The organism is Helicobacter sp. 12S02634-8 (genome assembly GCF_002272865.1).
GTDB lineage: Bacteria > Campylobacterota > Campylobacteria > Campylobacterales > Helicobacteraceae > Helicobacter_J.
On record NZ_MLAP01000005.1, the window covers coordinates 35,915 to 51,931 of the forward strand.

Genomic DNA, 16,017 nt, shown 5'->3' on the forward strand with positions numbered 1-16,017 from the left:
CCTATTCCTTCGGCGAGATCATATCAGCTGGCACGACAAATCTATCAAAATCTTCTGCACTCAAAAATCCCATTTCCACACAAGATTCTTTAAGACTGATACCCTTTTTATGGGCATTTTTAGCGACTTTGGCCGCATTTTCATAGCCGATATGGGGATTGAGCGCTGTGACAAGCATTAAAGAATTGTGCAAATTATAATCGATTTTTTCTAAATTGGGCTCTATCCCTTGCGCACAATGCACATCAAAAGAATCCATACAATCAGCCAACAAACGCAAGCTCTGCAAGAAATTATAAATAATCACGGGCTTGAAAACATTGAGTTCAAAATTACCCTGAGAAGCCCCAAAGCCAATCGCACTATCATTGCCAAAAACTTGCACAGCAACCATCGTTACAGCCTCTGATTGCGTGGGATTGACCTTTCCGGGCATAATCGAGCTTCCGGGTTCATTTTCTGGGATATGCAACTCCCCTAGCCCACATCTTGGACCTGAAGAGAGCCAACGGATATCATTAGCGATTTTCATCAGATTTGCCCCTAGGCCTTTGAGTGCCCCGTGTGCAAAGACTAGCCCATCGTGGCTAGTGAGTGCGTGGAATTTATTGGGTGCAGAGATGAATCGCTCGCCAGTGAGTTTGGAAAGCTCTTCGCTGACCTTTTGGCCCAATTGTGGGTGTGCATTGATCCCTGTGCCTACAGCTGTCCCTCCGATAGCTAGCTCTCTGAGTGGCTCTAAGCTCGCTAAAATCTGACTTTTAGAGTGTTCTAGCATACTCACATACCCGCTAAATTCCTGCCCTAAAGTCAATGGTGTTGCATCCTGCAAATGCGTCCTACCTATCTTGATGATGGAGGCAAAGGCTTCAGATTTTTGCTTGAGGGTGTGGTGGAGGCGATCTAGGGCTGGCAATAAGCGATGTGAGAGCTCTAGCACAGAAACAATATGCATTGCTGTGGGAAAGGTGTCATTAGAGCTTTGGGACATATTCACATCATCGTTGGGGTGGATAAGCTTTTGCTTTCTGAAATCAGCACCCAAAATCTCTGTAGCCCGATGGGCGATCACTTCATTGAGATTCATATTTGTCTGTGTCCCACTCCCTGTCTGCCAGATCGCCAAAGGAAACATATCATCAAATTTACCGGCTAAAATCTCATCACACGCACGGACAATCGCCTCACTTTTTTTAGCCTCTAGCTTACCCAAATCACGATTCACAACAGCCAAAGACCTCTTTAGCTTAGCAAACGCATAAATAAGCTCTTGGGGCATTTTCTCTGTGCCGATTTTGAAGTTTTCAAAGCTCCTTTGGGTTTGTGCCCCCCAATACTTAGAATCCTCAACCTCTATAGCACCCATTGTATCGCGTTCTGTTCGGTAATTCATATGACTCCTTTGCAAGTATTTTTTTACATTTTACCACAAATTTCAATCCCCATACAAAAAATGCCCGATTTTGATACAATGCGACCATTTAAATATTCTGGAGAATATATGAAAAGATTTTTTGTATTCTTTTATTTTATTTTACCTCTTTTAGCACAAGGGGCGCCTGATAAATGGGAAGAATTGCCTGCCACATACGAGCTCAATTCAGGAGAAACCAAACAAATTGATGTGATGGTAGATAAAAACAAAAATTTTTACAACAAATCTGGCTTCACTTATTCGACCAATGGCTCCTCTCCCTCAACACTCATACTCCAACCCGATACGACCACATCTATCAGCAGCTTTTATAATGAAAGCACAATCAAAATCAACCCAAACTCCCAACTCCAGATCCATTTTACAAATACTAATTTTATCTCCAATGCCAACTCTTCATATGCAGTGAGTAAAGGGGCTAGTCTGCAGGTATTGGGCAAGGAATTCACCTCATATGGTGGGGGAATCTATAACCAAGGCACAATGGAACTCAACCTAAGCTCATCTTTTAATAATGTCATCAATAAAAATGGGACTCAAATCCAAGTGAGCCAACTTACAAACAATGGTGGGACACTCACCATCAATACACCCAAATTCAATAACGGAGATACGGCTAATGGTATAGGCTCTCAAGGGGTATTTGAAACCACAAATGGCGCTACAAGCACGATCATAGTTACAAAAGAGTTCAACAACTTTGGCTATATCTATAAAATACTAAATGGACAAATATCAGGGGATAAAAATCTCGATGCAATCTCTACTATCAATATCTCCAATCAAAGCACCCTCACAATCCAAAGTGGCAATGTCTATAATGGTGGGACAATAAAAAATAGTATCTATGATGATTCTGGTGCGGGTGCGATTAATATCGATGATAGTAAGCTCATTATCCAACAAGCTCTCTTCTCAGAGGGTGCGGGCAAGACACTCAATGCAGCGAGCGCTTCTAATGCAGTTCGCTCACAAATCCATCTCAAAAACCACAGCACGCTCCAAGTCGGCACTGACTTTACCAACGGAAAATATAGCGATATCCTTTTGTATGATGGGAGTCAAATCGAAGTGGGTAATACATTTGAAAGCACAAGTGGGAGCAGGATATTTTTTAGTGGCGATTCTGTGCAGTATGGCAAAATCCAAGCTAAAGACATCAAAGTCAAAGATGCTACGCTCAAGTTTTTTAAAGGGAGCGCACGCCCCAACAAACCCTATACATTTTTGCAAGCTAGCAATTCTTTAGAATTTGATAACACTCTTCTTTCACTCCATGAAGTGACTGCAGAAGATGGCAGCACCAATCAATTCTATCAAGTATCCATCGCACAAAAAGACAATGCCCTCACGATTACTTTCATCGATACGACTGCTGGCAAAAAGCTCTCTGAAATCATCGCAGAACAAACACCCCTAACCTCCAATGAAGCCACCATCATTGATGCTATCGATACGATCAGCACACAAGGGCATTTAAATGGTTTAGATATTCGCAATCTTGGCAACGCACAAATCAAAGATATGTCTGTGAATATCCAAGAGGGAATCGCCACCTTTGCACACAGCAAAGATGTTTTGACACAAAGTCGATTCGATACAATCAGAGCCTCGGTTTTTGATCGCATGATTGCATCCCAATCACAGCCCATTGTCTTGAGCGCCTTGCCTAGATATGCGAGCAATACCATCGCCCTCCCTAATTCCACTCCCCAATCAGACTACATCTCTCAAGCCTATCCCCGCCCTATTCCAGCAGCAAAAAATAATTCTGTATATGCCTCACTCTTAGGGGCTTATCAGACCAACACCACTACAAAAGGCTATAGCTATGGAATCAATGCTGGAATCGATAAGAAATTCACACCTTATTTGTTTTTAGGTCTTTATACGGGCTATATCGCAAGCAACGCACAATTCACAACCTTAAGCACACGCACGCACAGCTTCCAACTCGGGGCTTATATGCGAGCGTATCAGCCCATCGGACATATCGGGCTCGAAACTGACACCATCTTGGGCTATGATTATGGAGCAAGCCAAGCAAACAAGACCATCACCATCGCCACTAACTCCTATGCCCAACACACGCCATATGCCACCCACGCGTTCAATCTCTTAGTCCAATCTGGCCCTAAGTTTGATATTTTCCATACACACACAATCAAGCCTTATTTAGGGGTCAATCTCTATTATGAAATCAACCACAAAGCCCAAGAGAGGGGAGTATTTGAGAGTGAATATCTTTTCAAAAATCATTTTTATACACGATTGATTGCGGGGATAGAATATAGAAAATATATGGAAAGGGGTTATTTTTTTATCCGCCCTGCATTTGCATACACCGTTTATAGCAATCTCAAAAACATCGAAGTCTTGTTTTTAAACAACACTCTGACAATCCCCACGCCCCCAAAAGAGCACTTCGCTTCTGTGACCATGGGAGGTGAGATACCTTTTAGCAAGCAGTTTTTGATCCACCTCAATGCCTCAATGCAAGCTTCAACGCAAAAAAGCTTTGTTATCGGTGGGAGTGCAGCACTCAAATATGTATTTTAGTTATTGGCAGTTGTAGCACTCTACAGACCTATCCATCACATTTTCATCGATACTAGGGCTTTCGCTTCTCAGATAATAAGTCGATTTCAATCCTAATTTCCACGCTAGCATATAAATATCGTTCAAAAGCTTGCCACTGACTTTTTCAAGGCGCATGAAAATATTAGTGCTCTGCCCTTGGTCGATCCATTTTTGCCTAATAGCTGCAGCTTTAATCAGCGCAGTCTGATCGATATCATAAGCAGAAGTATAATAATTCCAAGTTTCTAAATTGAGATTGGGGACAACTACAGGGATAAGCCCACTCAAATTTTCTTCATACCATTTCTTTTTATAGACAGGCTCGATAGTCTGTGTCGTGCCTACGAGAATAGAAATTGAGCTTGTAGGAGCGATAGCCATTAAATAGCCATTACGCATACCTTGGGCCTTGACAATCTCTCGCAAGCCCCCCCAATCACAGCTATGGCTAAAAAGCCCTCCACGATCAATGAGCTTGAGGGCTTCTTTGTTTGCCCGATCGATAGGGAAAATCCCTTGCGACCAGCTAGAGCCCTCATATTGCGGGTATTTGCCCTTTTCTTGTGCCAAATGAGAAGAAGACAAAATCGCTTCATAGCTAATCATCTCCATCACTGCATCGATTTTTTCTAAATGCTCTTGTGAGCCCCAATGGATCTTAGCATCAGCAAGCATTTGTGCCTCCCCCATCACGCCTAAACCAATAGCCCGATTTTGCAAGTTAGTGACCTTGACTTTTTTATTGGGATAAAAATTCAAATCAATCACATTATCGAGCATACGAATCGCTATAGGGACAACCCTTTGGATATCTTCTTGTGTGTGGATTTTAGATAGATTCACGCTCGCAAGGTTACACACAGCTGTGCTCCCCCCTATCTGCTTGCGAGTCGTGATGAATACAGGCTTGCCTTTGAGTGCATCGATACTCGTGAGTTTGTTTGCCTTTTTCTTCACTCCTGCGTCTGTGAGGACTTCTTGTCTTTCTTCAAAAACCTCCAAGCTCCCATCTGTGTATTCTACTTCGATGACATAATGGCTTGGCGCGGTGTTTTGGAATATCTCTGTGCATAGATTGGAGCTGCGAATAATTCCAGCGTGTGCGTTGGGATTGGCACGATTGGCATTATCTTTGAAACACAAAAAAGGCAGCCCTGATTCAAAATAATTCGTCAAAATCTTCTTCCATAAATCCTTTGCATTGATATGCTCTTTCAATACATTGGGGTCTTTTTCATATTCGAGATATTTTTGCTCAAACGCTTCGCCATAAAGCTCAGTGAGTTCTTTGCACTCATAGGGGTCAAACAATGTCCATAGGGCATTTTCTTCAACTCTTTTCATAAACAGATCACAAATCCACACAGCAGGGAATAAATCGTGCGTCCTACGGCGCTCCTCGCCACTATTTTTACGCAAATCAATAAAATCATTGATATCAGCGTGCCAAATCTCTAAATAAGTCGCAATCGCCCCTTTGCGCGTGCCTAGCTGATCCACAGCAATGGCTACATCATTAGCGATTTTTAAAAACGGCACCACGCCCCCCGCAGCATTTTTATGCCCATCAATAAAGCTCCCTAAAGCCCGCACGCAGCTAAAATCCCAGCCAATCCCTCCACCATATTTGGATAAAAGTGCCATTTCTTTATACGCATCAAAAATCCCCTCAATATTATCGGGTGTGCTGCCAATATAACAAGAGCTCAGCTGATGGCGCGTTGTCCTTGCGTTTGCTAGAGTTGGTGTCGCAGCAATCACTTCAAACTTACTGATAATATCATAAAACTTTAACGCCCACTCATTGGGTTCTTTTTCATTTTGGGCTAAAAACATAGCAATTGCCATGAACATATGCTGGGGCAGTTCAATGGGCTTATTCTGCCCATCTTTAATCAAATAGCGATCATATAGCGTCTTAATCCCTAAGTAATTAAACTGCAAATCCCGCTCAGGCTTGATTTGTGCGTTCAAAAATTCTAAATCATATTTATCTCGCAGACCTTTGAGGATTTTCCCCTCTTTTTCCCCTTGTTCAAAATATGCTTGCAATGTCTGATAACCCGTAAAACCGCTCACCTTGTGATAGAGATCATACAAAAACAACCTTGCAGCGACAAAAGTCCAATTGGGTGTATCCACATCGATCTTATCGACAGCAGTTTTGATGAGAGTTTGCTGGATTTCTTCTGTCGTGATCTTGTCTTTGAAATGGATTTTAGCATCGACTTCTAGCTCGCTTTGACTCACGCCCTCCAAATCTTTCACAGCACTAGAGGTATATTTTTGTATTTTTGTAATATCCAATGTTTCTACGCGCCCACTTCTTTTTATAACCGTTATCACAAAAGCTCCTTATAATTTCTATATATTATTTTATTGATATGTAACTAATTCATGTATGTCTAAACGATATTTTTCGGCAGGCTGTGGATGCAGCCGATACCCAAAAGCAACCAACAGCACAATCTGTTCCAAGCCCCTGTCTATCGCAAAAAGCTCCTCTAGCTTCCTTTGTTCAAAACCCTCAATCGGACAAGAATCAATCCCCATAAACGCCGCACAATTCATCATCGAACTTGCCATCAAATATGCTTGTCTGGCTGTCCAATGGATCATATTTTCACCCAACAAATCATTATCACGCAAAAAGCCCTCTATCCTCTGGCAATAAGCTTCAAACTTCTCTTTTTGCGCCATCTTTCTGCTTACCAATCTTCTGACATAGTTGCTAGGTGCCCTCAAAGGTGCGATCAAAGATTTGAATACAACCAATTCACTCGCACTCGTAATTTGGTCTTGATTCCAGCACAAAGGCTTCATTGCTTCTCGCAAGCCCTTATTTCTAACCACGACCATTCGCGTAGGCTCTAGTCCCAATGAGCTCGGAGAGAGCTGCCCAGATCGCAAAATCACTTCAAAATCTTCTTTTGGGATTTGCTTATTTGTATCAAACGCCTTGCAAGCGTGCCTAAAATTCATAGCCTGAATAAATTGATTTTCTTCCATCACATGATCCTTAATTATTTGAGATATACCCATCATATGGATTTAAAGTAAAAATATCCTTTATTGTATCAAGCTCTATCATTTTTCTTCAAGATTTTCTAGCACACCATTTGCTATCAACCCCACTAACACAATGCATACAGAATTTCTAAAAAGCTTGTATTTTGCATATAACTCAAGAGCCCCCCATAAGCAAAATCTCCTTATCTCCTTTACCCCCTAAAATAAATCATAAAGCCCTGCAACTCTGCTGATCCATCAGATACCACACAGCACAATCCCTCAAGATCCCTTGATGATAGAGCCTGCTTTTTGCTTGCCTATTTTTTTAGCCTATCAAAATCTTTTCATATCAGACCAAACCCCCTCCTGATACCACCCTCACCCTCACACAAATCATTTGCTTGAATTTGCCCCCTCCCTGATTGATGGTATTTCCTTAGCATTGGGATTATTTTTTTGTCATACGTTTTCTTTGGTTGGGATCGAGGTATTTTTTTCGGATACGAATACTTAAAGGCGTGACCTCTAAAATCTCATCATCTTCAATCCACTCCAAAGCCCTCTCCAAAGTAAGCTCTCTTGGGGGGACAAGCTTGATAGCATCATCGCTCCCACTCGCACGCATATTCGTGAGGTGTTTGGATTTGATGGGGTTTACATCTAAATCATTATCCCGACTATGCTCCCCGATAATCATTCCAACATACACTTTAGTCTGAGGATTGATGAATAAAACACCTCTTTCTTGGATATTAAAAAGCGAAAATCCTGTTGCCTCGCCATTTTCCATACTGATGAGCGCACCATTTTTGCGAGATTCTACGCTGCCACTATAAGCACGAAACTCCAAAAAAGAGTGGTTCATCACGCCCTCGCCCTTTGTATCTGTCAGAAATTCACTGCGATAGCCAATCAACCCACGCGCAGGGATTTCAAACTCCAAACGCGTATAGCCATCACCCATTGGGTTCATCGCTTTCATCTCTGCTTTTCTGCGGCCAAGCCGTTCGATAATCGTGCCGCTAAAATCTTGGGGAGTATCTACGACAAGATGTTCAAAAGGCTCGAGTTTCTTGCCCTCTTCTTCTTTGATGATGACTTCAGGCCTTGAAATGCTAAACTCAAAGCCCTCGCGTCTGAGATTTTCTGCCAAAATCGTGATTTGCAGCTCCCCGCGCCCTGAAACTCTGAATTTCCCCTCGCCCATCTCCTCACAACGCATAGCAATATTGGTCTGCATTTCTTTGAGCAGTCTGTCTTTGAGTTTATTGGCTGTGACGTGCTTGCCCTCTAGACCTGCAAGAGGTGAATCATTGACAGAAAAATACACGCTCATAGTGGGCTCTTCTAGGTGCATTGGGTCTAGGGGCATTGGATTATTGGGATCAACAACACTATCGCCAACATCGATCGCACTAAATCCTGCAATTGCGACAATATCGCCTGCTTCAGCTTCATCAATCTCTGTGCGGGCAAGCCCCAAAAAGCCGATTAATTTAGTGATTCTGCCACTTTCTTTGCTCCCATCGCCTTTAGCAAGCATTACATTTTCACCCTTTTTGACCCGACCATTGAAAACCCTAGCAATACCGATTTTTCCTACATAATTATCATAATCAAGCGTGAAAATCTGCATTTGCAGTGCATTGCTACTATCGCCCTCAGGCAATGGCACGCGTTCTAAAATCGTTTCAAAAAGTGGCTCAAGATTCTTTTTTTCATCAGTGAGATTTTTGATCGCATAGCCATCTCTTGCAGCCGCATACACAACGGGAAAATCTAGCTGTTTATCGCTCGCTCCCATCGCTACAAACAAGTCAAACACCTCATCAACCACGCGATCAGGCTCTGCAGCAGGCTTGTCTATTTTATTGACAACAACAATGGGGCAAATCCCAAATCCCAAAGCCTTTTTGACCACAAATTTTGTCTGGGGCATTACGCCCTCTTGCGCATCAACAAGCAAAAGCACGCCATCAACCATTTTCAACACGCGTTCGACCTCACCACCAAAGTCAGCGTGCCCGGGCGTGTCGATAATATTGATTTTTGTGCCTTTGTAATGGATCGCTGTATTCTTGGATAAAATTGTGATCCCTCGCTCTTTCTCTAAGTCATTGCTATCCATCACGCGTTCATCGACCTTTTCTCTCTCTCCAAAAGTCCCAGATTGCGTAAGCAAGCCATCGACTAAAGTCGTTTTTCCGTGGTCTACGTGTGCGATTACAGCGATATTTCTAATATTTTGCATGGTTCTCTCTTCGTTTGGAATTAATCCCAAAAGTATAAGCTATGTCTGCTTAAAATTCCTTATTTTTACAGACAAACCCAGTGGATATTGCGTGGATTTAATGGAACTATTTTTGCTTTTTCTATTTTATCTATACAATCTGTTTGCATATTCAATAGACAAACAGACAGATTGGGTCTAAAACCCTCTTGAAGGAAACTTGATGTTAGAAAATATCCTCAATACCCCCGCCCCACAAACAGAGTCCTATGAAGCCAAAACACCCATGGGCACAAAAAAGTCAAATGCAAAAACCCAAGAGGACGCACAAGCCCTCAACACAAGCAATGAGCCAAACAACGAACCAAAAGAAGCCTTTAAAAATATCTTGCAAAAAAACCTTTCAAAAGAAAAATTAGATTCCAAAGAACAGACAAAAAAAGAATCCGATCCAAACAAAATCACTCAAAACACCTCCAAAACAGATGAACAAAAAGCGCTCATAGCCACAAACTCCCCACTCACAAACACACCCCATAAAACTGGGCTCACAACCACCCCAAGCACTCAAGAATCTAAAAATTTAGATACCAAAACCCAGCCTAGCGCACAAACCCTTGTTAATTCTCAAGCGCTCTCAAAAGATACTCCCTCGCTCAAAACTCCCTTAGATAGCACGACTCAAAACAAGCTCTCAGATATCAAAACACTTGCTGAAGCCAAAAACCTCCAGCCCCAAAATCTCTCAGCTCAAAACACACCATCTGCCAAAGAAATCCCCACACAAAACATACTCGAACAAAAGCTCAAAACTCAAAGCAAAGCCCAAGAACCCCAAGAAGACAAGCCCCTATCTGTAGCCCTCAAAACCCTAGCTGCGCTCGATACTAAAGAAATCAAAGCACGCAAAAAATTCAACCAAGCCCATAAAATCGAATACAAAACAGAGGGCAAAAGCGAAAAAATAGCCATCATCGAACGCGGCGCACATCTCCCTAAAAATATCATTGCTAACAAACTAGACACACAAGACACACAAAAGCCCAACGCCAAAGATATGTTATCAAAAAAGCCCCTCCAAGAAGCTATTTCACAAGCCTTTATCAAAGAAATCAAGCCCAAAACAAGCGCCATTAGCTCCAAACTCCAAGAGGGGACTGAAGAAAATACACAAAAAAAAACTAAAAAGCCCTCCCCCACACCCTTAAATCAGCCCAATGCGCCTTTTGGACTCAATGCAAAACCCCAAGATACCCGACTCACTCCCCTCCAATCGCTACAATCACAAGCAGACCAGATCCAAGCAGATAACGAAGAGATTTTAAAGACTGAAAATACCCATAAAAAGCAAAACAACACCCAAGCACAAAAAAGCAAAGAACTCCTCTTGCAAGAAACAAGCAAACCCAAAGACTCTACACCCACGCTCGGGCTCGCTTCCTTGCAAAATGACCTGATTTATAAAAGCACACAAGCCAAAGAAACCATCAAAAATTTCACACAAAATTTCAAAGAAGAACTCAAGAAATTCAAACCCCCTATGAGCAAAATCTCCCTAGAGCTCTACCCAGAAAAGATTGGCAAACTCGAACTCACCATCAAGCAAACAGGCAATAACCTCCAAGTGAGCGTTATCTCCAACCAACAAGCCATTGCTTTGTTTGTCCAAAATCAGCTCGAACTCAAGCAAAACCTCGCTTTTATAGGTTTTGAAAATATTGATTTGAATTTTTCTTCTCAAGGGGATTCAAGCCATAGCCACAACCCTGAGGGCAAGGATACAAAAAGGAACAAAAATAGCTTGCAATCCTATCAAGAAGTCAAAAATATATCTCAAATCCCATATGACACGATGGAAATCACAATTCCAAAATATGCATAGGAGTTCTCATGGCTATTGATCTTGCCGAAGTCACTGGAGCTAAAGCTGCAGCCGCACAGAAAAAAACCGAACAACCCAAAGTCGCAAATGGATTGGATAAAGATGCTTTCATGAAATTATTTTTAGAGCAACTCAAAAACCAAGACCCCACTGCCCCTATGGAAACAGATAAAATCATCACACAAACTGCCCAGCTCACTCAAGTAGAAATGCAAGAAGAAAACAAAAAGACAATGAAGGAAGTGGCTGAAGCCATGCAATCCACTAAAGACACCAACCAATCGCTCAAAGACTTCCAAAGCACGCTCAAAGAAACATTAGAAAACCTCGATAAGGGACTGCAAGCGCGTAGAGAATCTGATACAAAACTAGCCCAAGTCCAAGCCCTAAATACCGTGGCAATGATTGGCAAAATTGCTGAAACTGACATCAATGGGGTCAATATCAAAGGAGCAGGAGAAGTGCATTTTACCCTCTATTTTGATACGCCCATTGACACAAAAGAGGGCAAAGCAGAAATCCAAATTTTTGACAAAGACAAGCAGCTCATACGCACAATTCCCCTCGCTAGCCAAGATGGGAAAAGCGGCTATATCCCCTTTAGTTGGGATGGGCTTGATACAAATGGCAAGCAAGTCCCTGAGGGGAGTTATGAAATATTTGCTCAATACAACCTCGATCCCAAAACCAAGCAATACCACCAAACACGTGTAGGAAGAGGTGAGGTAGAAAGCGTGCTTTTTAACAAAGGCGAGCCAATGCTGCGTATGGGAGAGATGGTCTTGCCTTTAGAGAGTGCTATTGAGTTTTATGACAAGGAAAAGGCATTATGAACGATACGATATTGAACTCTTATAGTGGTATCAAGACCCATCAATTCGGACTTGATAGTATTGCCAATAACATTGCTAATATCAACACAACAGGCTATAAAGAAAATATCCCTGAATTCAAAAGCCTTTTTGCCACGCATTTAGACTCCCTCAATGCCTCTTCGATCACAAGCAATGACAGAAACTTTGGTGCAAGTGGAGCGAGCAATGCCATATCCAATAAAGATGGCAACTACCACCAAAGTGATGGAGAGTTTGATATGGCTTATCAAGGGAAAGGCTGGTTTGTGGTAGGCCCAAACAAACAAGGCAGTTTCAAGATCCAAGAAGATGGCTATGAGCAGACACAGCCCAATTATTTCACGCGCAATGGGAGCTTTGGGCGCGATGGAGATGGCTATTTGGTCAATTCGAGTGGGTATTATGTCTATGGTATCAATCTGGGTAAAATCAAAAATGGCGTATTCACTGCCAACAACGACACAGACAAAGACATACAAGAACTCACAAGCTCCACCCTCACGCCACTCAATATCCCCCAAGAGCTGAAATTCCAGCCCGTGCTGACTTCAAAAGTTGATATCAGTATCAACCTCAATCCAAAAAGTGGATTCAAAAATGCCCAAGACTTTTTTCTCGACTCTGAAGGAGAGCTTTTACAAGACAGATGGGACAAGCAAGATATCAACGCACTTGCTGATAATAACAATGAGCCCTTAGACACTTCTTTACACAAAACCATCACCATTGCCATCACCAAAAACAAGCAGACTCAAAATTTTGAATTCACCTATGGCACACAAGGCACAGATCATAATGAATTTACCACAATCAAAGACCTCCAAACACTATTCAAAGACAAAACAGGGCTTGATCTTGAAGTCGCCAAAGATGAAAATGGCAAGCCCAAAACGCCCCTATCTTTGCGTATCACAAACAACAGCGAGGATATGGATCTCTCATTGGGCGGGAGCTTGGCTAAAAAACTAGGGCTACAAGGGCAGGATATGCCTTTCAAAAAGGGGAGCTATCAAGATTCTAATCCGATAAAAATCCCTGCTTATAGCACTTCTGTAGAGATTTATGACAAAGATGGGAAAAAATTCTTGCTCCAAAGTGATTATTTCCTCACGACCACAGACAACACCAATCAAACCCCGCCTATCCATCAAAAATGGGAAGTCCAAAGCGCAATTTATGAACCCAAAGACCACGATATGCTCAGCAAAGCCCCTATATGGCAGACTATAGAGTTTGATCCAGATGGCAAGATCATTGCACAGCCGATTACGCTTGATTTTAAGGGCAATACCTTGGAGTATTCTCTCTCAAAAAGCAAGGACTATACATCGACCAACCACCCCTATCAAGACTCCAAACTCAAAGAAGCCACTCAAGATGGCAGACCTGAGGGCTCGCTCCAAGAAGTGCGCGTTGATGATAATGGTATCATCTATCTGGCCTTTAGCAATGGGGCGATAGAGCCCATGGGGCGTGTGGGTATTGCTGCATTTATCAATGACCAAGGGCTGAAAAAAATCGGAGGCAATCTTTTTGAAATGGCCTCAAGCACGATCAATGGAGAAAACAAGCTTTTGAGTGGGAATCCACTTTTGGGCTGGAATCAAGAAGATGGGCAGCTAAAGTTTGGCAAAGTGATGCATAAATACCTTGAAACTAGCAATGTTGATGTTGGCGATGCACTCACTAATCTCATCTTAATGCAGCGGGGCTATTCAATGAACGCTAAGGCCTTTAGCACGGGCGATGAACTCATCAAAGAAGCTATCAATCTCAAAAAATAGCCTTTCTTAAAAACCCCAAACGCACATAAAATATCACACCCCCAATTCAAAGCAGACTCTCAATAAAATCTCATTATAATTCCCCCCACACGCCCCCTTGATAAAAACTATGGGACACCATCTAAAGGAACAGACAATCCATGAATACCCACGAGGCCCCTAACCTCAATCTCGAACAACAGCTTGCTGCTAGTGCCCCCATGGGGCATAATCTCATCATCGCTTCTGCTGGCACGGGCAAAACCTCTACTATCGTAGGCAGAATCGCCCATTTGCTTACCTTAGGAATCGCCCCCCAAGAGATTTTACTACTCACTTTTACCAACAAAGCAAGTGCTGAAATGATCGAACGAGTCGCTAAGATTTTTGGCAACAAACAAGCCGAACAAATCCAATCAGGCACATTCCACGCTGTCGCATACCGATACCTCAAAGAGCATTTTAAAATCTCGCTCAAACAACCCCGAGAGCTCAAAACACTCTTTAAAAGTATCGCTGAACGCAGGGTCTATACCCACAAAACCAGCACACCCCCCTACTCAGCCCAATATCTCTATGACATCCACTCTCTTTATTGCAACACCCAAAAAGAACAGAGTTTTGAGCAATGGTTGGTGCAAAAATCCCCCGATCAAGCCCCTTATATCACTATCTATGAAGACATACTCGAGGAATTCCAAGCGCTCAAAAAATCCTATGGCTATGCTGATTATAATGACCTTTTGATTTTATATCGCGATGCGATGGCTACCCAAAATAGCCCATACAAGGAAGTTCTATGCGATGAATACCAAGACACTAACCCACTCCAAGACTCTCTGATTGATGCCCTCAACCCCCCAAGCTTATTTTGCGTGGGCGATTATGACCAGAGCATTTATGCCTTCAATGGCGCAGATATTAGTATCATCAGTAATTTCACGACCAAATATCCCAATGCCCAAGTATTCACGCTCAAAAAAAACTATCGCTCCTCCTATCCCATACTCGACCTTGCTAATAAAATCATACAAAAAAACGAGCGTATCTATGCTAAAAGCCTTGAAGTTGTCAAAACAGGGCAATACTCCTCGCCCAAACTACTCATATATGATGAATTATTTTCACAATACCAAGGTATCGCGCAAAAAATCGCAGCCAGTGGGCGGTATTTTGAAGATATTGCTGTGATTTTTAGAAACAATGCAAGTGCTGATGGCTGTGAAGCGTCCTTGCGAGAGATGGGGATCCCCTCTAGACGCAAGGGAGGGATTAGCTTTTTTGATACAAAAGAAGTTTCTTTAGTGCTTGATATCTGCTCTTTGCTCTATAATCCCAAGGATATGATGGCTTATATCCATACTCTAAGCTATGGGAGTGGTATTGGCAGCTCAATTGCAAAAGATATTTATGAAGCGCTCATCACATTAGGCAAGGGCTGTGCCCAAAAGGGCTTGCTCGCACCTTTTGAGGGGATCAAACCCTATGCCTTGAGAAGCAAAAACACGCAATTAGGGCTTTTTGATGATTTTTTTACTCTGCAAAATAGCTCCCAATACAATGAATTCCTACCTCCCAAATTCCACTCCCACCCCTTGCTAGCCCACCCTAAGCTCACCAAAGATGGTGCGATATTTTTAGGAAAATTTTTCTCACTCTATCAGACTTGCTATACCTTGAGCTCTCCTTTGAATCTACTCAGGGCGATTGGGGATTCAGAGTTTTTCAAACACATTGCCAAATATCTAAGTTATGAGCGATCTAAAAATAAAGATGGCACTATCAATGAAGCCCTCAGACTAGAAGCGTTAGAAAAAATCGAGCGCAAAATCTCTTTGCTCGCTGATCTCTCAAAAAGCTATCAAGACATTGGGCGATTCTTAAATGCAATGGTGCTAGGGTCTAATGAAGCCAGTGAGGGGAGTGGGGTCAATCTTTTAAGCATACACGCTAGCAAGGGCTTGGAGTTTGGTGATGTTTATATCATCGATTTGATGGAGGGGCGATTCCCCAATCGCAAGCTTATCTCTAAAGGCGGGAGTCTTGAAGAAGAGCGGCGGCTCTTTTATGTCGCTATCACACGCGCTAAAGAAAATCTCTATCTCTCCTATGCCAAAAAAGATAGAATCAAAAACATCACTTATGAGCCATCGATTTTTTTATATGAAGCAGAGTTGCTCCAAAAATCACCCCATCACTAAATCATTAAAATATCGCTGAAATATTTAAGGCATTGAAAATATTGAGAGCATTGGTCTTTG

9 protein-coding genes are annotated in these 16,017 nt (G+C 42.3%); 5 read left to right on the forward strand and 4 right to left on the reverse strand.

Annotation, left to right across the window (positions count from 1 at the left end):
- Window position 1 precedes the first annotated feature (1 nt).
- Window positions 2-1,393, reverse strand: coding sequence for a class II fumarate hydratase (gene fumC / locus BKH46_RS04255; RefSeq protein ID WP_095225598.1), 1,392 nt, complete (start codon window positions 1,391-1,393; stop codon window positions 2-4).
- Window positions 1,394-1,501: 108 nt separating this feature from the next.
- Between fumC and BKH46_RS04260 the strand changes: the two genes are divergently transcribed.
- Window positions 1,502-3,994 carry an autotransporter outer membrane beta-barrel domain-containing protein gene (locus BKH46_RS04260; RefSeq protein ID WP_172402555.1) on the forward strand — a complete coding sequence of 831 codons (2,493 nt, stop codon included), beginning with the start codon at window positions 1,502-1,504 and terminating at the stop codon, window positions 3,992-3,994.
- On the opposite strand, the gene BKH46_RS04265 is transcribed toward BKH46_RS04260, so the two are convergent.
- The 3 genes from BKH46_RS04265 to typA all read right to left on the reverse strand — a co-directional run bounded on the left by BKH46_RS04265 (window position 3,995) and on the right by typA (window position 9,278).
- Window positions 3,995-6,361, reverse strand: a complete 2,367-nt coding sequence (locus tag BKH46_RS04265; protein WP_095225600.1) for a ribonucleoside-diphosphate reductase subunit alpha — start codon at window positions 6,359-6,361, stop codon at window positions 3,995-3,997. It abuts the gene before it with no gap.
- 30 nt (window positions 6,362-6,391) lie between these two features.
- The gene (locus BKH46_RS04270) at window positions 6,392-7,024 is read right to left on the reverse strand and encodes an NAD(P)H-dependent oxidoreductase (protein ID WP_172402556.1); all 633 of its coding nucleotides are present in this window, start codon (window positions 7,022-7,024) and stop codon (window positions 6,392-6,394) included.
- A gap of 451 nt (window positions 7,025-7,475) precedes the next feature.
- The gene (gene typA, locus BKH46_RS04275) at window positions 7,476-9,278 is read right to left on the reverse strand and encodes a translational GTPase TypA (protein ID WP_095225602.1); all 1,803 of its coding nucleotides are present in this window, start codon (window positions 9,276-9,278) and stop codon (window positions 7,476-7,478) included.
- Window positions 9,279-9,480: 202 nt separating this feature from the next.
- Between typA and BKH46_RS04280 the strand changes: the two genes are divergently transcribed.
- The 4 genes from BKH46_RS04280 to BKH46_RS04295 all read left to right on the forward strand — a co-directional run bounded on the left by BKH46_RS04280 (window position 9,481) and on the right by BKH46_RS04295 (window position 15,957).
- A complete protein-coding gene (locus tag BKH46_RS04280) occupies window positions 9,481-11,139 on the forward strand; it encodes a flagellar hook-length control protein FliK (protein ID WP_095225603.1) in 1,659 nt (552 codons plus the stop codon).
- 8 nt (window positions 11,140-11,147) lie between these two features.
- Entirely contained in the window at window positions 11,148-11,972 is an 825-nt protein-coding gene (flgD, locus tag BKH46_RS04285) for a flagellar hook assembly protein FlgD (RefSeq protein WP_095225604.1), read from the forward strand.
- Window positions 11,969-13,777: a flagellar hook-basal body complex protein gene (locus tag BKH46_RS04290; RefSeq protein WP_095225605.1), complete on the forward strand. Its 1,809-nt coding sequence runs from the start codon at window positions 11,969-11,971 to the stop codon at window positions 13,775-13,777. The genes flgD and BKH46_RS04290 overlap by 4 nt, the downstream gene beginning before the upstream one ends.
- Before the next feature lie 140 nt (window positions 13,778-13,917).
- On the forward strand, window positions 13,918-15,957 hold the full coding sequence (locus BKH46_RS04295; protein WP_095225606.1) for an ATP-dependent helicase: 2,040 nt from the start codon (window positions 13,918-13,920) through the stop codon (window positions 15,955-15,957).
- Window positions 15,958-16,017: the final 60 nt, after the last annotated feature.